The organism is Micromonospora gifhornensis (assembly GCF_016863515.1).
GTDB classification, from domain to species: domain Bacteria; phylum Actinomycetota; class Actinomycetes; order Mycobacteriales; family Micromonosporaceae; genus Micromonospora; species Micromonospora gifhornensis.
Genome location: NZ_BOPA01000025.1, coordinates 13,260 through 33,322, shown reverse-complemented (window position 1 = coordinate 33,322; position 20,063 = coordinate 13,260). Strand labels below are relative to the sequence as shown.

Genomic DNA, 20,063 nt, shown 5'->3' with positions numbered 1-20,063 from the left:
CACCATGACCCACACAGCCCCCGGCCCTGTCCGGGCCGCCCGAGGCCAGAAACGCACCGCCCGTGGTTGGCCGCAGGAGGCGGCCCTGCGGATGCTGATGAACAACCTCGACCCGCAGGTCGCCGAGCGCCCGGACGACCTGGTCGTCTACGGCGGCACCGGGAAGGCCGCGCGGGACTGGCCGTCGTACCACGCCCTGGTGCGCACGCTTACCGACCTGCGTGACGACGAGACCATGCTTGTGCAGTCGGGCCGGCCGGTCGGGGTGATGCGGACCCACGAGTGGGCGCCCCGGGTGCTGCTGGCCAACTCGAACCTGGTCGGTGACTGGGCCACCTGGCCGGAGTTCCGCCGGCTGGAGCAGCTCGGGCTGACCATGTACGGCCAGATGACCGCCGGATCGTGGATCTACATCGGCACCCAGGGCATCCTCCAGGGCACCTACGAGACGTTCGCGGCGGTGGCCGCCAAGCGCTTCGACGACACCCTGGCCGGCACGCTGACCCTGACCGGCGGCTGCGGCGGGATGGGCGGCGCGCAGCCGCTGGCGGTGACCATGAACGGCGGCGTGTGCCTGATCGTGGACGTCGACCGCAGCCGGCTGGATCGCCGGGTGCACGACCGCTACCTGGACGAGGTCGCCGACGACCTGGACGACGCGGTGCAGCGGGTGCTCGCGGCGAAACGGGACCGTCGGGCGCTCAGCGTCGGCGTGGTCGGCAACGCCGCCACCGTCTTCCCCGAGCTGCTGCGTCGGGGCGTACCTGTCGACATCGTCACCGACCAGACAAGCGCCCACGACCCGCTGTCGTACCTGCCGGTGGGGGTGGAGTTGGACGACGCGCGGGACTACGCGGCGGCCAAGCCTGCCGAGTTCACCGACCGGGCTCGGGAGTCGATGGCCCGGCACGTCGAGGCGATGGTGGGCTTCCTCGACGCCGGTGCGGAGGTCTTCGACTACGGCAACTCGATCCGGGGCGAGGCCCGCCTCGGCGGGTACGAGCGGGCCTTCGACTTCCCCGGCTTCGTGCCGGCGTACATCCGGCCGTTGTTCTGCGAGGGCAAGGGACCGTTCCGGTGGGCGGCGCTCTCCGGCGACCCGGCCGACATCGCCGCCACCGACCGGGCCATCCTCGACCTGTTCCCGGAGAACGAGTCCCTCGCTCGGTGGATCCGGTTGGCCGGTGAGCGGGTGGCCTTCCAGGGCCTGCCGGCCCGGATCTGCTGGCTCGGCTACGGCGAACGCGACAAGGCGGGCGTACGGTTCAACGAGATGGTCGCCTCGGGTGAGCTGAGCGCCCCCGTGGTGATCGGCCGGGACCACCTGGACTGCGGCAGCGTCGCCAGCCCCTACCGGGAGACCGAGGCGATGGCCGACGGCTCGGACGCGATCGCCGACTGGCCGCTGCTCAACGCGCTCGTCAACACCGCCAGCGGCGCGTCCTGGGTGTCCATCCACCACGGCGGCGGGGTGGGCATCGGCCGCTCCATCCACGCCGGTCAGGTCTGTGTGGCCGACGGCAGCGCGCTGGCCGGGCAGAAGATCGAGCGGGTGCTCACCAACGACCCGGCGATGGGAGTGATCCGGCACGTCGACGCCGGCTACCCCACCCCGCACACCGACGTCCGCATCCCGATGGCGGAGCAAGGAGGGGCCCCTTGTTAACGCATACGGTAGAGGAAGGGCCCCTTCTTAACAGGTTCCGCACGCTGTGGGACGAGATCGCGCCGATCGGCCGTGACCCGCGCAGCGGCGGCTACCTGCGCTACGCCCTCACCGAGCCGGAGCTGCGGCTACGGGAGTGGTTCCGGACGCAGGCCGACGAGCGGGGCATGCCGGTCACCGAGGACGGCAACGGCAACCTGTTCGCCTGGTGGGGTGACCCGGACGCGGGTGACGCCGTGTTGACCGGCAGCCACTTCGACTCGGTGCCGCACGGCGGGGCGTACGACGGGCCGCTCGGCATCGTCAGCGCCTGGCTGGCCGTGGACGAGCTGCGCGCGGCCGGGGTCACCCCGTCCCGGCCGCTTGTCGTCGCCGCGTTCGTCGAGGAGGAGGGGGCCCGCTTCGGCGTACCCTGCCTGGGGTCGCGGCTGCTCACCGGGCAGATCGACGTCGAGCGGGCGGGCGCGTTGCGCGACGCGGCCGGGGTGAGCTTCGCCGAGGCGTTGGGTGCCCGGCCGACGGGCGGCGACCCGACGCTGCTGGGCCGCTTCGGCACCTTCGTGGAACTGCACGTGGAGCAGGGCCGCGCGCTCGTCGAGCAGGACGCGCCGGTCGCGGTGGCCACCGCGATCTGGCCGCACGGCCGCTGGCGCTTCGACGTCACCGGCGAGGGCAACCACGCCGGTACGACCCGGATGGCCGACCGCCGCGATCCCATGCTCACGTACGCGTTCACGGTGCTCGCCGCCAACAAGGAGGCCCGGCTGCGCGACGCGCACGCCACGGTCGGCCGGGTGACGGTCGAACCGAACGCCACGAACGCCATCCCGTCGCGGGTCACCGGCTGGCTGGACGCCCGCGCCGCCGAACCGGAGACGCTCACCGGCCTGGTCGAGGCGGTCCACACCAAGGCTGTCGAGCGGGCCCGCCGCGACGGCACCGAGATCACCCTGACCGAGGAGTCGGCGACCCCGCTGGTGTCCTTCGACAACGGGCTGACCGACCGGCTGGCCCGGCTGCTGGACGCCCCGGTGCTGCCCACCGGCGCGGGCCACGACGCGGGGGTGCTGGCGGCGCACGTACCGACGGCGATGCTCTTCGTACGCAACCCGACGGGGGTGTCGCACTCCCCCGCCGAGTCGGCCGACGACGTCGACTGCGCCGCCGGGGTGGCCGCCCTGGCTCGGGTGTTGAAGGAGCTGACCCGATGACGACGACGCGTTGGCTCGCCGAGTACGCCTGGTTGCCCGAGCGGGCCGCGCCGACCCCGGAGGTGTTGATCGAGACGGTCAACGGCCGGATCACCGCAGTCACGCCGCTGTCGCCGGGCGGCCCGCCGGACGCCGGGGTCGACGTGCTGGCCGACGCCGTCCGGCTGCCGGGGGTGACCCTGCCCGGACTGGCCAACACCCACTCGCACGCCTTCCACCGGGCACTGCGCGGGCACACCCACGGTGGGCGCGGTGACTTCTGGAGCTGGCGCGACCAGATGTACGCGGTGACCGCCCACCTGAACCCGGACTCCTACCTGGCGTTGGCGCGGGCGGTCTACGCCGAGATGGCCCTGGCCGGGATCACCTGCGTGGGCGAGTTCCACTACCTGCACCACGGTGCCGGCGGCACCCCGTACGACGATCCGAACGCGATGAGTGCGGCGCTGGTCGAGGCGGCGGCGCACGCCGGGATCCGGCTGACCCTGCTGGACACCTGCTACCTGACCGCCACAGTGGATGGTCAACCGTTGACCGGGTCGCAGCTGCGTTTCGGTGACGGTGACGCGTTGCGCTGGGCCGACCGGGTCTCCGCGTTCACCCCCGACGGCAGGCACGCCCGGCTCGGCGCGGCGATCCACTCGGTGCGCGCGGTGCCCGCCGAGCAGCTCGCCACGGTGGCCGGCTGGGCGCACCGACGGGACGCGCCGCTGCACGTGCACCTGTCGGAGCAGCCGGCGGAGAACGACGCCTGCCGGGCGGTGCACGGGCGTACCCCGACCGGGTTGCTGGCCGACCACGGCGTGCTCGGCCCCGCCACCACGGCGGTGCACGCCACCCACCCGACCAGCGGCGACGTCGGCCTGCTCGGGGAGAGCCGGACCGGGGTCTGCCTCTGCCCCACCACCGAACGGGACCTCGCCGACGGCATCGGCCCGGCCCGCCGGATGGCCGACGCCGGCATTCCGCTCAGCCTGGGCAGCGACAGTCACGCCGTGATCGACCCGTTCGAGGAGGCCCGCGCGGTCGAGTTGGACGAACGGCTGCGCACCCGCAAGCGGGGGCACTTCGCCCCGGCGGAGCTGTTGCACGCGGCGAGCGCGGCCGGACATGCCGCGCTGGGCTGGACCGACGCCGGGCGGATCGCCGTCGGTGGCCGCGCCGACCTGGTCACCGTGCGGCTGGACAGCGTACGCACCGCCGGGGTCGCCCCGGCCGGGCTCTGGTTCGCCGCCGGCGCCGCCGACGTCACCCAGGTGGTGGTGGACGGCCGGGTCCTGGTCCGCGACGGCCACCACCTCACCGTCGACGTCCCCCAGGAACTCGCTGACGCCATGGCGGAGGTGACTGGTGGTTAGTCTGCTGGTGTACAACATCGGTGAGCTGGTCACCAATGTGGCGGGCACGGGTGAGGGCGGGCCGCTGGGCATCCAGCGACGCGCGGCGGTGCTCGTCGAGCAGGGCGAGGTGGTCTGGGTCGGTCCGACCGGCGACGCTCCGGCCGCCGACCGACGCATCGACGCCGAGGGCGCGGCGGTGCTGCCCGGCTTCGTGGACAGCCACGCCCATCTGGTCTTCGCCGGGGACCGGGCCGCCGAATTCGCCGCCCGGATGGCCGGGCAGCCGTACACCGGCGGCGGCATCCGGACCACTGTGCGCGCCACCCGCGCCGCCTCCGACGACGAACTGCGCGCCACCGTGCGCCGGCTGCGCGCCGAGGCGTTGCGGCAGGGCACCACCACGATCGAGATCAAGAGTGGGTACGGCCTGACTGTCGCCGACGAGGCCCGCTCGCTGCGGATCGCCGCCGAGGTCAGCAGGGAGACCACATTCCTCGGCGCGCACGTGGTTCCCGCCGAGTACGCCGACCGTCCCGACGAGTACGTCGGGCTGGTGTGCGGGCCGATGCTTGTCGCCGCCGCGCCGTACGCCCGCTGGATCGACGTGTTCTGCGAACGGGGCGCCTTCGACGCCGACCACGCCCGCGCGATCCTCGCCTGTGGACAGGCCCTGGGGCTCGGCGTACGGGTGCACGCCAACCAGCTCGGCCCCGGCCCGGGGGTGCAGCTCGGGGTGGAGTTGGACGCGGCAAGCGTGGACCACTGCACCCACCTGACCGACGCCGACATCGACGCGCTGGCCTCGACCCGGTTCGACTGCATGTGCCACGACGGCGGACACACCACCACCGTCGCGACCCTGCTGCCGGGTGCCGAGTTCTCCACCCGGTCGCCCTACCCGGACGCCCGCCGACTGCTCGACGCCGGTGTCACGGTGGCGCTGGCCACCGACTGCAACCCCGGCTCGTCGTACACCTCCTCGATGCCGTTCTGCATCGCGCTTGCCGTACGCGAGATGCAGATGACCCCGGCGGAGGCGGTGTGGGCGGCGACCGCCGGTGGCGCGCGGGCGCTGCGCCGCGGCGACATCGGGGTGCTGCGGCCCGGCGCCCGGGCCGACCTGATCATCCTCGACGCCCCGTCCCACCTGCACCTGGCCTACCGGCCGGGGGTGCCACTGATCCGCCAGGTCCTGCACAACGGAGTACCGCGATGACCGTGACCATCCAGCCCACCGGGATCTGTCCCGCCGACGTGCTCGCCGTGGCCCGGGGCGCCGCCAAGGTCGTCCTCGACCCGGCCACCCTGGACGCCATGGCGACCAGTCGGTCCATCGTGGACGGCATCGAGGCCGCCGGTCGCCCGGTGTACGGCGTCTCCACCGGTTTCGGGGCGCTGGCCAACACCTTCGTGGCCCCCGAACGCCGCGCCGAGTTGCAGCACGCGCTGATCCGCTCGCACGCCGCCGGGGTCGGTGCGCCGATGCCCCGCGAGGTGGTCCGGGCGATGATGCTGCTGCGGGTCCGCTCGCTGGCGCTGGGCCACTCGGGTGTCCGCCCGCTTGTCGCCTCGGCGCTTGTGGACCTGCTCAACCACGATGTCACCCCGTGGGTGCCGGAGCACGGCTCGCTGGGTGCCTCGGGCGACCTGGCCCCGCTGGCGCACTGCGCCCTGGTGCTGCTCGGCGAGGGCTGGGTGCTCGGCCCCGACGGTCAGCGGCTGCCCGCCGCCGACGCGCTGCGCCGGGCCGGGCTGGCCCCGATCGAGCTGGCCGCCAAGGAGGGGCTGGCGCTGATCAACGGCACCGACGGCATGCTCGGCATGCTGCTGCTGGCCGTCGACGACGCGGCGCACCTGTTCACCATGGCCGACGTGACCGCCGCGCTGGCCATCGAGGCGATGCTCGGCTCGGACCGGCCCTTCCTGCCGGAACTGCATGCCATCCGCCCGCACCCCGGGCAGGGCCGCTCGGCGGCCAACATCCACCGGCTGTTGCAGGACTCGGCGGTGATGGACTCGCACCGCGACGACGTGGACCACGCCGTGCAGGACGCCTACTCGATGCGGTGCGCCCCGCAGGTGGCCGGCGCAGCCCGGGACACCCTGGACTTCGTGCGTACGGTGGCCGGGCGGGAACTGCTGTCGGTGGTGGACAACCCGGTGGTGCTGCCGGACGGCCGGGTCGAGTCGACAGGTAACTTCCACGGCGCCCCGCTCGGGTTCGCCGCGGACTTCCTGGCCATCGCCGCCGCCGAGGTCGGCGCGATCGCCGAGCGCCGGGTGGACCGGCTGCTCGACGTGACCCGCTCCCGTGACCTGCCAGCGTTCCTCTCCCCCGACGCCGGGGTGAACTCCGGGCTGATGATCGCCCAGTACACGGCGGCCGGGATCGTCGCGGAGAACCGTCGGCTGGCCGCACCCGCCTCGGTGGACTCGCTGCCCACCAGCGGCATGCAGGAGGACCACGTCTCGATGGGCTGGGCGGCGGCCAAGAAGCTGCGTACCGTGCTGGACAACCTGACCAGCCTGCTCGCGGTGGAACTGCTCGCCGCCGTACGCGGACTGCAACTGCGGGCCCCGCTGACCCCGTCACCGGCCGGTCGGGCCGCCATCGCCGCCCTCGGCGAGATCGCCGGCGAGCCCGGCCCGGACGTCTTCCTCGCCCCGCTCATGGAAGCCGCCCGCGAGGTGGTCGCCACCCCCACCCTCCGCACCGCCATCGAACGCGAGATCGGCACCCTCGACTAGCTCCCCGGACCTCGGCACCGTCGGGATCTTGGTACGGCAGCGCCCCTCCAGGGGCGGTTTCGCACCAAGATCCCGATGCTCAGCGGGACTTCGCGGGGCGGCGGACTTCGGCGGGGTCAGGTGGGCACCGGACCTGGGCGGGGCGGCGGACTTCGCGGGGTCAGAGGACCTTGGCGACCAGGGCGGCCAGTTCGCGCAGGGCCTTGCCGCGGTGGCTGATGGCGTCCTTCTCCTGCGGGGTCAGCTCGGCGTTGGTGCGGTCCTGACCGTCACCGAGGAAGATCGGGTCGTAGCCGAAACCGCCGTCGCCGCGCGGCGCACGCAGCAGCCGACCCTGCTGCCGGCCGTCCACCAGATGCTCCTTGCCACCGGGCAGCACCAGCGCCACCGTGCACACGAAGGAGGCGCCCCGGTGCTCGTCCGGCACGTCACCGATCTGGTCGAGCACCAGTTGCAGGTTGGCCTCGTCGTCCCCGTGCCGACCGGCCCAGCGGGCGCTGAACACCCCCGGCATGCCGTTGAGCGCGTCCACCGCCAGCCCGGAGTCGTCCGCGATCGTCGGCAGCCCGGTACGCCGGCAGCCCTCCCGCGCCTTGATCAGCGCGTTCTCGCCGAAGGTGAGCCCGGTCTCCGGCAACTCCGGGTACGCCTCGACGTCGTCCAACCCGACCAGGGCGATCCGGTGCGCGCCGAGCGCGCCGTCGAGAATGCGCTGCAACTCGATGAGCTTCTTGCGGTTACGGGTGGCGAGCAGCACCTTGTTCATAGAGAACCACCTTTCGTTCGCGACTGCGGGGCTCGCAAGCTCACTCCTCGCGCTTCACAGGGGCGACCTTTCGTTCGCGACTGCGGGGCTCGCAAGCTCACTCCTCGCGCTTCACAGGGAGCTGAGAGCCTTTCGCTGGGCTTCGGCCAGGTCCAGACAGCCGACGGTGGCCAGGTCGAGCAGGGCGTCCAACTGGTCGCGGGCGAACACGCCGGCCTCACCGGTGCCCTGCACCTCGACGAAGTCACCGGTGCCGGTGCAGACGACGTTCATGTCGACCTCGGCGGCCACGTCCTCGTCGTAGCACAGATCCAGGCGCGGCTCGCCGGCGACGACACCGACGCTGATCGCGGCCACCGACCGGTGCATCACCTTCTCCGGGGTGCCGGTCAGGGCCTTGCGGGCGGCGAGCCAGCTGACCGCGTCGTGCAGGGCCACGTACGCCCCGGTGATCGCGGCGGTCCGGGTGCCGCCGTCGGCCTGGAGCACGTCGCAGTCGAGCACGATCGAGTTCTCGCCGAGCGCCTTGAGGTCGATGGCGGCGCGCAGGCTGCGGCCGATCAGCCGGGAGATCTCGTGGGTACGCCCACCGACCCGACCCTTGACGCTCTCCCGGTCCGAGCGGGTGTTGGTGGCCCGGGGCAGCATCGCGTACTCGGCGGTGACCCAGCCGAGCCCGGAGCCACGACGCCAGCGGGGCACCCCTTCGGTGACGCTTGCCGTGCAGAGCACCCGGGTCGCACCGAACTCCACAAGCACCGATCCCTCGGGATGGGTACTCCAGCTTCGGGTGAGGGTCACCGGACGGAGTTGGTCGGGCTGCCGCCCGTCAGGTCGCGCCATGCCTGCACCCTATGTGGTGCCGTGATCGAACCGTCCCCCGGTGCCCGTCCAGCGGTTCAGATGTCGTACGTGGCGCCGGGGCGGACCACTTCCAGCGGCCCGGTGTACGCGGCGGCGGCGGAGGCGACGGTGTGCGCCTCGCTGCCCCAGGCGGCCACCAGATGGGTCAGCAGCAGCCGACCGACGCCCGCCTTGGCCGCCGCCTCGCCCGCCTCCCGGCCGGTGAGGTGCAGATCCGGTGGGTTGTCCACGCCGTCGAGGTAACTCGCCTCGCAGAGGAACGTGTCCGCGTTCTGGGCCAGCCTGATCAACGCCTCGCAGGGCGCGGTGTCCCCGGAGTAGCAGAGCACCCGGCCGTCGTGCTCCAGCCGCACCCCGTACGTCTCGATCGGGTGCAGCACCCGGTCGACGGTCACGGTGAACGGGCCGATCGGGAAGGTGCCGGGCTCCAGTGCGTAGAACTGGTAGACGTCCTCGACGCTGCCGCCCTCCTGCCCGTACGCGGTGGCGAGCCGTTCCGGGGCGCCGGCCGGAGCGTAGACCGGCAACGGCGGGTACGGGCCGTCCGGGGCGTACCGGCGGACCACCACGTACGACGTGGCGTCGAGGATGTGGTCGCAGTGCAGGTGAGTCAGGAGGATGGCGTCAGGGGCGTGCAACCCGACGTAACGCTGCAGGGTGGACAGCGAGCCAGGGCCGAAATCGATCAGAAGCCGGAAGTCCTCGGCCTCGATCAGGTAGGCCGAACAGGGGGACTCGGGTCCGGGGAAGCTGCCCGCACAGCCCAGGACGGTCAATCGCATCGAGTTGTCTCGCTGTCACGGTAGGTGGTGATCTTCCGGGCCACCGCTCCGGCGGTGATCACTACCGACGCGTACGCCACGCTGCGCAGCCTACGCCCGCCGATGCGAAGGCAAGAATGATCCGCTGGAAGTTGTCACCAACGTGACACCCACCCCGGCCATCCGATCGAGTCGACGTTGGCTGAGTGGCCAGTCAGTCCAGGCCGACGGACGAGGGCCACCGGCGGTACGCCGATGGCCCTCGAACTCGTCACTTTCCGCACAGGTCAGGCCCAGAGCTGCCCCTCCAGGGCCTCCTCCGCGTCGGCGAGGGTGCCGCCGTACGCCCCGGTGCTCAAGTACTTCCAGCCGCCGTCACTGACCACGAACGCCACGTCGGCGCGGCGACCGTCACGGACCGCCTCGTGCGCCACGGCCAACGCCGCGTGCAGGATCGCCCCGGTGGAGAAGCCGACGAACAGCCCCTCGACCTCGACCAGCTGCCGGGTCCGCAGCACCGCGTCCCGGGTGCCCACGGAGAACCGCCGGTTGAGCACGGTGGCGTCGTAGAGCTCCGGGACGTATCCCTCGTCGATGTTGCGCAGGCCGTAGACCAGTTCGCCGTAGCGCGGCTCGGCCGCGACGATCTGGATGCCTTCGACCTTCTCCCGCAGGTAGCGGCCGGTCCCCATCAGGGTGCCGGTGGTGCCCAGCCCGGCCACGAAGTGGGTGATCGTCGGCAGGTCGTGCAGCAGCTCCGGGCCGGTCGTCTCGTAGTGCGCCCGCGCGTTGGCCTCGTTGCCGTACTGGAAGAGCATCACCCAGTCCGGATGCTCGCTGGCGATCTGCTTGGCGGTGGCGACCGCCTGGTTCGAGCCACCGGCCGCCGGCGAGAAGATGATCTCCGCGCCGTACATCCGCAGCAACTGCACCCGCTCGGTGGAGACGTTCTCCGGCATCACGCAGACCAGCCGGTAACCGCGCAGCTTCGCCACCATGGCCAGGGAGATGCCGGTGTTGCCGCTGGTCGGCTCCAGGATCGTGTCGCCCGGGCGGAGCTTGCCGGACTCCTCGGCGGCCCGGACCATGAACAACGCCGCCCGGTCCTTGATGCTGCCGGTCGGGTTGCGGTCCTCAAGCTTGGCCCACAGACGCACCGGCGGCGCCCCCTCGGGCACCGTCGGCGACAGTCGGGGCAGGCCCACCAGAGGTGTGCCGCCGCAGGCGTCCAGCAGGCTCTCGTACCGCGCCATCGCCGCTCGCCTCAGCCGGCGGTGACGGGCGTACGGCTGTGCTGTGCGATCGCCGCGGCGGCGGCGCCGTGCTGTGCGATCGCCGCAGCGGCGGCGAAGCCGAACGCGCCGCCGGCCACGGCCGGCAGGATGGTGACGCTGTCGCCGTCGGAGAGCTTGGCGTCCAGCGCGCCGAGGAAGCGTACGTCCTCGTCGTTGACGTAGACGTTGACGAAGCGGTGCAGCGCGCCCGCGTCGGTGACCAGCCGCGCCCGCAGCCCGGCGTGCCGGGAGTCAAGGTCGGCGAGCAGGTCGCTCAGGGTGTCGCCACTGCCCTCGACGACCTTCGCGCCGCCGGTGTAGCTGCGCAGGATGGTGGGGATGCGAACTTCGATGGCCATGATGTCTTACTCCTTGATCAGGTGTGCTCGGTGACGTGCCGGAAAGGGTGTGCGGGGCTGGGATCAGCTGTCCGAACACTCGTAGTCGACCGTCGCCGGGCTCTGCCCGAACATGTAGGACTGCACGGCGTGCGGATCCACCCCGGCGTCGAGAATCCGCACCGGCTCCTCGGTCACCACCCCGTCCACGATCCGGAAGGAGCGAATCTCCTCGGTGTCCGGTTCCCGGGTGGAAACGAGCAGATAGTGTGCGCCCGGCTCGCCGGCGAAGGCGATGTCCGTACGTGACGGGTACGCCTCTGTGGCGGTGTGCGAGTGGTAGATGACGACGGGCTCCTCGTCCCGATCGTCCATCTCCCGCCAGACCCGCAACTGCTCCATCGAGTCGAACTCGTAGAACGTCATCGAGCGGGCGGCGTTCTCCATCGGGATGTGCCGGGTGGGCTTGTCGCTGCCGACCGGGCCGGCGACCACGCCACAGGCCTCGTCAGGGTGATCCCGACGGGCGTGGGCGACGATCGCGTCAACGATCGACCGGTCGATGGTCAGCACGTCGCCAAGCCTAGCGCCCGCCGCTGGCGATCCGCGAGGCGGCGCGGGTCACACTCACTCGATCAAGGCGTTGAGCAGGGATTCCTGGAGGTAGCCGAGGTATGCGTAGACCGAAAGCTGGAACACCCGGCTGGAGGAGGGATCTTCGGCCACCGCGTCGTCGAGCTCGGCGCCCAGGTCCGTCCCGTCCTTGATCTCCAGCCGTACGCCCATCGCCAGCCGGGCGTCGTTGAGTGCCCGCAGCCACGCCTCGGCCGCCTCGGCGTCCAGGAGTACCTCGCCACCGCCCTCGCCGGGCAGCGCCGCCAGAATCGCCCCGGCCTGGTCGATTTTCGCGGTTTTCAGGTCACCTTCGGTGTATCTGCGGAACTCCGCGGTCCCCGCCGCGTCGTCCGGATACACCTCGGGGAACAGCCGGCACACCACCGGATCGGTGTGGTCGAACCCGTCGGTGAGCAGGCCGACCACCTCGGAGGCGACCTTGCGCAGCACGCGTACCTCGTCGACGGCCAGGCTGGCGACGTACCGGTCGCCCTGACGGCGGAACATGCTCACGACCGGTCCACCGTCGCCCAGAGCCCGTACGCGTGCAACTGCGAGGCGTCGTGTTCCATGCGTTCCCGGGCACCGCTGGAGACCACGGCCTTGCCCTTGTGGTGCACGTCCAGCATCAGCTGCTCGGCCTTCTCCCGGCTGTACCCGAAGAGCTTCTGGAACACCCAGGTCACATAGCTCATCAGGTTGACCGGGTCGTCCCACACGATCGTCACCCACGGCCGGTCCGAAGCCGGCACCTCATCGGTGGCCGGAGTCTCGACCGGTGCAACCTGTGGAGCCGCCATGCCCCCCATCGTGCCACCGGATCGGCGGAACCGAGGAACCGGAACGCCGGACCGCCTTCCGGCAGCGCCCGCGGACACCCCGTCGGGGCCGCCGACCGGGTGCCCCGACGGGCGGTCAGGCGAGCAGGATGCCGTGTTCGGCAGCATCGGACAGCACCGTGCCGAGCGAAATGCGGGTCGCCTCGAAACGGCGGGCAACCTCTCGGGACAGTTCCAGTTCGATCTCGCGCAGGGCGCGCTGGGCCCAGGCCCGGGCCGCATCCGGGTCGTTGTTCGCCGGAGTACGCCAGTGCTGCCAGCAGCCACCCGACAGCGCCACCGCCACCGGCGGAAGCACCTCGCTGCGGGCCGGCCCGGGGTACGTCGACAGCGCGTCGATCGCTGCGGCGCCGCTCAGCCCCGCGACACCCGCGGTACTGGTGATCAGCAGCACCCGCTCCAGCTCCGGCCCGGCGGTGTGCTCCGGCATGCTCCAGGCGACGGCCTGGTAGATCCGCTGCCGGACGCCGGCCGCCAACGGCCCGCCGAAGAGCCGACCGGCGATGTCGTCGACGAGCACCCGTACGGCGTGGTCGCACTGCGCGGTGGCCAGCAGCGACAACGCCTCCATCTCACGGTCGACCAGTTGGGGCAGGCCGGCGCAGCCGCCGCCGAAGAGGACGTCCTGCACCACGCGCAGGTGCACCTTGGCCAGCTCCAGCGCCAGACACTGACGGATCCGCTGGGCGGCCGCACGCGACTGCCGGTCGAGTTGTTCGGACCAGGCCCCCGGGTCCGCCACCACTGGCACCCGACCGTGCGTACCGGGCAACTCCGGTGGCTCGCCGCTCGCACGGCACAGCCCTTCGTCGGCGGCCCAGGCGACCATGGCGCGCTTCAGGTCGGCCGCCTCGCCGTTGATGATCGGGAACCAGCGGGCGTCGGCCAGTCCCGGCACGGCGGCGAGCAGTGCGGCCCGGCATGCGTCGACGGCGGCCGGATCGATCGTGGGGCTCCCACCGGTGCCCGGGGTGACCGCGAAGAAGACCCGCACCGGGGTTCCCGCGATCTCGGCGAGCAGGTCCAACTCGGCGGAGCTGAAGGACTGGTCCGCCGCGATCACGAAGAGCAGGGCACCGGCGCGACCGACCGCGTCCAGCAGGATCCGTTCGCCGGCCGGGCCCATCGTCGCGGTGTCCGGCGTGTCGACCACAGCGAAGTGCTTCAGCAACGGCTCGGGGAGGTTCAGCTCCACCCGGCGCGGCGGCCGGGCCAGGGCCGGTCCCACCGTGGGCAGGTCCACCCGGTACGAGTGCGACTGCCGGTAGCCGGGCACGAAGGCGGCCCGGGTGGGCTGTAGAGCATGGCGTACCATCAGCCAACTGCCGGCCAGTGTGGTGAGCATGGCGGCGTCGAGTTCCAGCAGCGCGGCGAGCACGTTGGTGCGGCCGGCGCCGGCCGGACCGGCGGCGATCACCGCGAGCGGCTCGCGCGGGCTGGTGGCGCTGACCCCGAGGCGTTCCGGAAACGGACCGGCGCCCGATGGGCGAACCGCGCCGTCGGTCGTACCCAGGCGATGGAGAGGGCCCGGCTTCATCAGGCGGCGGCCTCCGTGGCAAGGCGACCGGCAACACCGGCCGCGTGAACATCCGGTGGCGACATCCGGATGCCGGAAGAGTACGGCCGCCAGCGTCGTGAACGAGACAGATCGGGTACTCAGCGGTAACTGTGGCACTACTCAACTTCACCCGCTCGGGCTACCGGCCGGCGCGCAGTAACGTCGATATGCTGCGCGGATGACTCCGTGGAGCTTCGTGGGCCGCACGATGGAACTCGACCGCCTACATGCGGCAGTGACCGGCCCTCAGGGACGGGGGATGTTCTTCAGCGGCAGCGCCGGCATCGGCAAGAGTCGCCTGCTGCGGGAGGGCATGGCCGCCCTGCCCGCCGAGAACTACGCGGTCTGGTGGATCGCGGCCAGCGCCACCACTGCGGCGATGCCCTTCGGTGGCCTGGTGCAGGTCCTTCCCGTGGAGCAGCCGCAAGGGCTCTCGCCCGCCGGCATCCTGCGGTGGGCGGTCGACGTGTTGCAGCAGCAGGCCGCCGGTCGACGGATCGTGCTCGCCGTCGACGACGCGCATCTGCTGGATCCGCCGTCGGCGGCCCTGGTGCACCTGGTGGCCCGTTCCGAGAACGCCTGCGTGGTGGGCACGCTGCGCGACGGTGAGCAGATCCCGTTGCCGATCAGGGCACTGTGGACGGACGGGCTGGTCGAGCACGCCGAGCTCAGCCCGTTGGCGCCGACCGAGACCGCCGGGCTGCTCGCCGCCATCCTCGGTGGCCCGGTCGACGGCGGCTCGTCGGACCGGCTCGGCCGACTCAGCTCCGGCAATCCGCTGCTGCTGCGCGAGCTGGTGCACGCCGCCCAGGGCAGCGAGGAGCTCACCAGGCGGTACGGCATCTGGACCTGGACCGGGCGGCTGGAGCTCGCCCCCAGCCTCACGGATCTGATCGACATCCGGATCGGCCAGCTCAACCCCGGAGTGCGCACGGTGGTCGAGTTGGTCGCCTTCGGTGAGCCGCTCGGGCTCCAACTGCTCTACAAGGCCGCCAGTCAGACCGATGTGGAGACCGCTGAGGAACGTGGACTGATCACGATGGTCAAGTCCGACCGGCGGCTCGACGTCCGGCTGGCCCATCCGCTCTACGGCGAGGTGGTACGCCGGCAGTGCCCGGTCAGCCGGACCCGTCGGTTGCAGGCGGACCTGGCCGAGTTGTTGGAGAGCGTCGGTAAACGGCGACGTGAGGATCTGCTGCGGGTGGCGGTCTGGCGACTGGACTCCGGCACCGCGCAGGATCCGTCGATGCTTGTCGCCGCCGCCGGGCAGGCGTTCGCCAGGTACGACGTACCGCTGGCGACCCGGCTGGCGCGGGCGGCGCTCGACGCCGACGGCGGCTTCAACGCGGCGGAACTGCTGGCCACCATCCTGATGTTCGCCGACCGGCCGGCCGAGGCGCTCGGTGTGCTCGACGCCGTCGCTCCCGACAGCGACGACGAGGATCGGCTCAGCCGGTGGCTGACCGCCCGCGGCATGGTCAGCTACTGGGGGCTCAGTCAGGAGTCGACGGTCGAGGAGATCGCCGAGCGTGGCGCCAGCCTGACCGATCTCGCCGCGCAGGCCCGGATCCGCGCCTTCGAGGGGATCATGCGTCTGCACCGACTGGACGCGCCGGCCGCACTGCGACTCGCGCAGGGCGTCCTGGACCGGCCGGCGGCCAGCACCGCCGCGCGTGAGCTGGCCCGGTGCACCATCGCCCACCTCCAAGCCGTGCAGGGTCAGCTGTGCCGCAGCGCCACGGCGGTGGACCTGGTGCAGGCGAAGGCGGCCAGTTGGCGGGCGGACATGCCGTACCTGCAACTCGCGGTGGAGCTGGCTCGGGGCACCCGGCTGGCGCTCTCCGGCGACCTGGCCGGCATCGACCGGCTGGTCGCGGACGAGTTCGCCGACCTGGCCGACGCGGGTGACTTCCGGCTCGGCAGCGGATATCTGGCGATCCTGCGGGCGTACGCGGCACGGCTGCGCGGGCGCAGCGACACCGCCCTGCAGGCCGCGCTCGGCGCCTGCGCGATCCTGGCGACCAGCCGGGTGTACGCCGGCTTGGCCCAGGCCGAGCGGGCGCAGGCCGCCGCCCTGCGCGGTGACGCCCGGCAGGCGGCCGAGGCGATGGCCGAGGCCGACCGGATCCACGCGCCGAACATGGCGGTGCTGTACCCGTGGCTGGAGCAGGCCCGGGCGGCGGCGCTCGCCGTCGGCGGTGACCTGCCCGCAGCCGTGGCACACCTGCACGACCTGGTCGGTCGGTTGCGTGCCCACGGTTTCACCGGGCACGAGGTGCTGGCCCTGCACGACCTGGTACGCCTCGGCCAGGCCGGCGCGGCGACCGGCCCGACCTGTTCCGACGACAACCGGCGTACCGTCGCCCAGCGGTTGGCGGAGCTGTCGGAGCGGGTCGACGGGGATCTGCCTCCGCTGCTGGCCCGGCATGCGCGGGCGGCCGTCGAGGGCTCACCCGAGCAGTTGCTCTCGGTCGCCGACAACTTCATGGACCTGGGGCTGGCCCTGCCGGCCGCGGAGGCCGCCGCAGGGGCCGTGCACCTGCTGCGGCAGCGCCGCTCGCCGGACATCGGCGTGGCCAGCGAGCGGCTCGCCGTTCTGCTCGGCTGCTGCGACCTGGTGCAGACCCCGGCGCTGCGGGCGGCCACGCCGGCGCTGACCGAGCGGGAGTGGCAGGTGGCCCGGCTGGCGGCGGACGGCGAAACCAGCCGGGCCATCGCCGAACAACTCTTCCTCTCCGCCCGGACGGTGGAGAACCACCTGCAACGGGTGTACACCAAGCTCGGGCTCAACGGTCGTGCGGAGTTGAGGGCGGCATTGCGGACGATCCCGGGGCACGACGGCACGCCGAGCACCTGAACTCTAGGCTGAGGGCGTGCACACCCTTCGTCCCGCGCTGTTGACCGATCACTACGAGCTGACAATGGTCAGCGCCGCCCTGCGGGACGGCACAGCGCACCGGCACTGCGTCTTCGAGGTGTTCAGTCGCCGGTTGCCCGCCGGGCGTCGCTACGGCGTGGTCGCCGGCACCGCGCGGCTGATCGAGCTGATCCGCCAGTTCCGCTTCGACCCGGCCGAGATCGACTTCCTGCGGCGTACCGGCGTGGTGGACGAGCCGGCCGCCGCGTGGCTGGCCGACTACCGGTTCACCGGGGACATCGACGGGTACGCCGAGGGTGAGTTGTTCTTCCCCGGATCGCCCATCCTCACCGTCTCCGGCACCTTCGCCGAGTGCGTGGTGTTGGAGACGGTGGTGCTGTCGGTGCTCAACCACGACTGTGCGGTGGCCGCCGCCGCGGCCCGGATGGTGACCGCGGCCCGAGGTCGCGCCCTGATCGAGATGGGGTCCCGCCGGGCGCACGAGGAGGCCGCGGTGGCGGCGGCCCGTGCGGCGTACCTGGCCGGGTTCCAGTTCACCTCCAACCTGGCCGCCGGGCAGCGGTACGGCATCCCCACCGCCGGCACCGCCGCGCATGCGTTCACCCTGCTGCACGACGACGAGCGGACCGCGTTCGCCTCGCAGGTCGCCACGCTGGGCAGCCAGACCACGCTGCTGGTCGACACGTACGACATCAGCCAGGGCATCCGCAACGCGATCGAGGTGGTCGGGCCGGAGTTGCGGGCGGTCCGGATCGACTCCGGGGACCTGGCGGTGATCGCCCAACAGTCCCGGGAGTTGCTGGACTCGCTCGGCGCCACCGAAACCAAGATCATCGTCTCGGGTGACCTCGACGAGTACGCCATCGCCGCGCTGGCCGCCGAGCCGGTCGACATGTACGGCGCGGGCACCTCGGTGGTGACCGGCTCCGGCGCGCCCACCGCCGGCCTGGTCTACAAGCTGGTCGAGGTCGAGGGACGCCCGGTGGTGAAGCGGTCCGAGCAGAAGGCCACCATCGGCGGGCGCAAGGTCGCAGTGCGCCGGCACAAGCCGACCGGCACCGCCACCGAGGAGGTCATCGTCCCGCAGGGTGTGCCGGATCGGCACCCGAACGACCGGCTGCTGCAACGGTCGTACCTGACCGGCGGCGAGGCGGTGGCCCTGCCGACGCTTGACGAGTCGCGGGATCACCTGCGGCAGTGCCTGATCTCCATCCCGTGGGAGGGCCTGAAGCTTTCCGCAGGTGACCCGGCCATTCCGGTCACCGTGGTACCGACCGAGTGAGAGGAGCAGGTCCATGGCCAACGCCCTGATCATCGTTGACGTGCAGAAGGACTTCTGCGAGGGCGGCTCGCTCGCCGTCGCCGGCGGCGCGGGGGTGGCCGCCGGGATTTCCCGGTTGCTGGCCAGCGAGCCGCACCGCTGGGATCACGTGGTGGCGACGAAGGATTACCATGTCGATCCCGGCGCGCACTTCGGCGATCCGCCGGACTTCGTGAGCACCTGGCCACAGCACTGCGTGGTGGGCACTCCCGGCTCGGAGTTCCACCCCGAGCTGGCCACCGACCGGGTGGAGGCCATCTTTCACAAGGGCGAGTACGCCGCCGCGTACTCCGGTTTCGAGGGCCATGCCGGGGACGGCGAGACTCTGGCCGACTGGCTGCGCCGGCACCAGGTCGACCGGGTCGACGTGGTCGGCATCGCCACCGACCACTGCGTACGCGCCACCGCCCTGGACGCCGCGCAGGAGGGCTTCGCCACCACCGTGCTGCTGGACCTGACCGCAGCCGTCGCTCCGGACACCCTCGACGTCGCGCTGCGGGCGTTCGAGGGAGCCGGGATCACCACGCACGGCACCCCTGTGATCAGGGCCGCATGATGCGCTAATTCGTTGGCGGTCGCCGCCGCACAGGTCAAGGATGACCGGCGGAGGTACGGACCGACGTGAACATGAAGCCTTACCGGGAGGCGCTCGCCCTGCCCGGTCTGCGGTCGCTGCTGCTGGTGGCGATCCTGGCCCGGGTGCCGTTGACCGCGACCGGGATCACGCTGACGTTCTACGTCGTACAGGATCTCGGGCGCGGCTACGGCGCGGCCGGGCTGGTCGGCGCGGCGATCACCGTCGGTGCGGCGATCGGTGCTCCGCTGCTCGGCCGGCTGGTGGACCGCCGTGGGCTGCGGCCCGTCCTGGTCCTCACCGTGGTGGTCGAGGGGATCTTCTGGTCCACCGCGCCGATGCTCTCGTACCCCCTGCTGCTGCCCGCCGCGTTCGTGGCCGGCCTGCTGGCGCTGCCGATCTTCTCGGTGATCCGGCAGTCCATCGCCGCGCTGGTGCCGGTGGAGAAGCGACGCCCGGCGTACGCGCTGGACTCCATGTCGGTCGAGCTGTCCTTCATGATCGGCCCGGCGCTCGCCACGGTCGGTGTCACCACCATCTCGGCCCGCCTCACGCTCTACCTGGTCGGTGCCGGCATCGTCGTCTCCGGTGTCGTGCTGTGGTTGCTCAACCCACCGGTACGCAGCGCCAGCGAGGCGACCGTCGGGCCGCAGCCGAGGCTGGCCCGTCGGCAGTGGCTCACCTCCCGGATGGTCGCCGTCTTCGTGGTGAGCGCCGCGGCCACCCTGGTCCTCGGCGGCAGCGACGTGGCGATCATCGCCGCGCTACGGGAGAACGGCGACACCGCCTTCACCGGCGTGGTGCTCGCGGTCTGGGCGGTCGCCTCGCTGGTGGGCGGCTTCGCCTACGGCGCCGCCCGCCGCTCCTTCTCACCGGTCGCGCTGATCGGTGTGCTGGGCCTGCTCACCATCCCGGTCGGGCTGGGCGGTTCACACTGGTGGCTGCTCGCCCTGGCGCTGATCCCCGCCGGCGTGCTCTGCGCACCGACTCTCGCCTCGACCTCCGACGCGGTCAGCCGCCTCGCTCCGGCGACCGTCCGCGGCGAGGCGATGGGCCTGCACGGCTCCGCGGTCACCCTCGGCATGGCCGTCGGCGCCCCACTGTCCGGCGCGATCATCGACGCCTCCAGCCCGCTGTGGGGCTTCGCCGTCATCGGCGCGATCGGCGCCCTGGTGACCCTCGCCGTGCTCCCCATCGAACTGCGCCACCGCCGCGCCGACGCGGCCGCGATCATCACCGCCACCACCGACGAGGCCGCCCCGCAACCCCTCACCCACGCCTCCGCCTGACCCCCCTCCCTCCCCCGGCCC

The 20,063-nt window shown here is 72.2% G+C and carries 18 protein-coding genes; 9 read left to right on the top strand and 9 right to left on the bottom strand.

Features of this window, described 5'->3' with window-relative positions:
* Positions 1 to 4: 4 nt before the first annotated feature.
* Genes hutU through hutH form a run of 5 tightly spaced genes read left to right on the top strand, consistent with a single transcriptional unit; the run spans position 5 to position 6,965 of the window.
* Entirely contained in the window at positions 5 to 1,666 is a 1,662-nt protein-coding gene (hutU, locus tag Vgi01_RS18245) for a urocanate hydratase (RefSeq protein ID WP_204291818.1), read from the top strand.
* A complete protein-coding gene (locus tag Vgi01_RS18240; RefSeq protein ID WP_204291817.1) occupies positions 1,660 to 2,877 on the top strand; it encodes an allantoate amidohydrolase in 1,218 nt (405 codons plus the stop codon). The genes hutU and Vgi01_RS18240 overlap by 7 nt, the downstream gene beginning before the upstream one ends.
* Positions 2,874 to 4,235, top strand: coding sequence for a formimidoylglutamate deiminase (locus Vgi01_RS18235; RefSeq protein ID WP_204291816.1), 1,362 nt, complete (start codon positions 2,874 to 2,876; stop codon positions 4,233 to 4,235). Before Vgi01_RS18240 ends, Vgi01_RS18235 begins: the two co-directional genes overlap by 4 nt.
* A complete protein-coding gene (gene hutI / locus Vgi01_RS18230; RefSeq protein WP_204291815.1) occupies positions 4,228 to 5,433 on the top strand; it encodes an imidazolonepropionase in 1,206 nt (401 codons plus the stop codon). The genes Vgi01_RS18235 and hutI overlap by 8 nt, the downstream gene beginning before the upstream one ends.
* On the top strand, positions 5,430 to 6,965 hold the full coding sequence (gene hutH / locus Vgi01_RS18225) for a histidine ammonia-lyase (protein WP_102659405.1): 1,536 nt from the start codon (positions 5,430 to 5,432) through the stop codon (positions 6,963 to 6,965). The genes hutI and hutH overlap by 4 nt, the downstream gene beginning before the upstream one ends.
* Before the next feature lie 160 nt (positions 6,966 to 7,125).
* On the opposite strand, the gene rdgB is transcribed toward hutH, so the two are convergent.
* The 9 genes from rdgB to Vgi01_RS18180 form a co-directional block, all read right to left on the bottom strand.
* On the bottom strand, positions 7,126 to 7,731 hold the full coding sequence (gene rdgB / locus Vgi01_RS18220; RefSeq protein ID WP_013731868.1) for an RdgB/HAM1 family non-canonical purine NTP pyrophosphatase: 606 nt from the start codon (positions 7,729 to 7,731) through the stop codon (positions 7,126 to 7,128).
* A 111-nt stretch (positions 7,732 to 7,842) separates the two neighbouring features.
* Positions 7,843 to 8,574 carry a ribonuclease PH gene (gene rph / locus Vgi01_RS18215; RefSeq protein ID WP_204291814.1) on the bottom strand — a complete coding sequence of 244 codons (732 nt, stop codon included), beginning with the start codon at positions 8,572 to 8,574 and terminating at the stop codon, positions 7,843 to 7,845.
* Positions 8,575 to 8,630: 56 nt separating this feature from the next.
* Positions 8,631 to 9,377 carry an MBL fold metallo-hydrolase gene (locus Vgi01_RS18210; protein ID WP_102659403.1) on the bottom strand — a complete coding sequence of 249 codons (747 nt, stop codon included), beginning with the start codon at positions 9,375 to 9,377 and terminating at the stop codon, positions 8,631 to 8,633.
* A gap of 266 nt (positions 9,378 to 9,643) precedes the next feature.
* Positions 9,644 to 10,609 carry a PLP-dependent cysteine synthase family protein gene (locus Vgi01_RS18205; RefSeq protein WP_102659402.1) on the bottom strand — a complete coding sequence of 322 codons (966 nt, stop codon included), beginning with the start codon at positions 10,607 to 10,609 and terminating at the stop codon, positions 9,644 to 9,646.
* An 11-nt stretch (positions 10,610 to 10,620) separates the two neighbouring features.
* Positions 10,621 to 10,989, bottom strand: a complete 369-nt coding sequence (locus tag Vgi01_RS18200; RefSeq protein ID WP_102659401.1) for a MoaD/ThiS family protein — start codon at positions 10,987 to 10,989, stop codon at positions 10,621 to 10,623.
* 63 nt (positions 10,990 to 11,052) lie between these two features.
* Positions 11,053 to 11,541, bottom strand: a complete 489-nt coding sequence (locus tag Vgi01_RS18195; protein ID WP_102659400.1) for a M67 family metallopeptidase — start codon at positions 11,539 to 11,541, stop codon at positions 11,053 to 11,055.
* Between the two features lie 54 nt (positions 11,542 to 11,595).
* Positions 11,596 to 12,090 carry a DUF2017 domain-containing protein gene (locus Vgi01_RS18190; RefSeq protein ID WP_193386308.1) on the bottom strand — a complete coding sequence of 165 codons (495 nt, stop codon included), beginning with the start codon at positions 12,088 to 12,090 and terminating at the stop codon, positions 11,596 to 11,598.
* A 2-nt stretch (positions 12,091 to 12,092) separates the two neighbouring features.
* On the bottom strand, positions 12,093 to 12,383 hold the full coding sequence (gene clpS / locus Vgi01_RS18185) for an ATP-dependent Clp protease adapter ClpS (RefSeq protein ID WP_102659399.1): 291 nt from the start codon (positions 12,381 to 12,383) through the stop codon (positions 12,093 to 12,095).
* A 115-nt stretch (positions 12,384 to 12,498) separates the two neighbouring features.
* Positions 12,499 to 13,959 (bottom strand): P-loop NTPase family protein, encoded by a 1,461-nt coding sequence (locus Vgi01_RS18180; protein WP_204291813.1) that lies wholly within the window; start codon positions 13,957 to 13,959, stop codon positions 12,499 to 12,501.
* 199 nt (positions 13,960 to 14,158) lie between these two features.
* On the opposite strand from Vgi01_RS18180, the gene Vgi01_RS18175 reads away from it, so the two are divergent.
* The 4 genes from Vgi01_RS18175 (at position 14,159) to Vgi01_RS18160 (ending at position 20,042) form a co-directional block, all read left to right on the top strand.
* The gene (locus tag Vgi01_RS18175; protein WP_204291812.1) at positions 14,159 to 16,837 is read left to right on the top strand and encodes a LuxR C-terminal-related transcriptional regulator; all 2,679 of its coding nucleotides are present in this window, start codon (positions 14,159 to 14,161) and stop codon (positions 16,835 to 16,837) included.
* A 16-nt stretch (positions 16,838 to 16,853) separates the two neighbouring features.
* Positions 16,854 to 18,140, top strand: a complete 1,287-nt coding sequence (locus tag Vgi01_RS18170; protein WP_204291811.1) for a nicotinate phosphoribosyltransferase — start codon at positions 16,854 to 16,856, stop codon at positions 18,138 to 18,140.
* Positions 18,141 to 18,153: 13 nt separating this feature from the next.
* Complete coding sequence (locus Vgi01_RS18165; RefSeq protein WP_204291810.1) at positions 18,154 to 18,735, top strand: isochorismatase family protein; 582 nt, start codon at positions 18,154 to 18,156, stop codon at positions 18,733 to 18,735.
* Positions 18,736 to 18,806: 71 nt separating this feature from the next.
* Entirely contained in the window at positions 18,807 to 20,042 is a 1,236-nt protein-coding gene (locus Vgi01_RS18160) for an MFS transporter (protein WP_204291844.1), read from the top strand.
* Positions 20,043 to 20,063 lie beyond the last annotated feature (21 nt).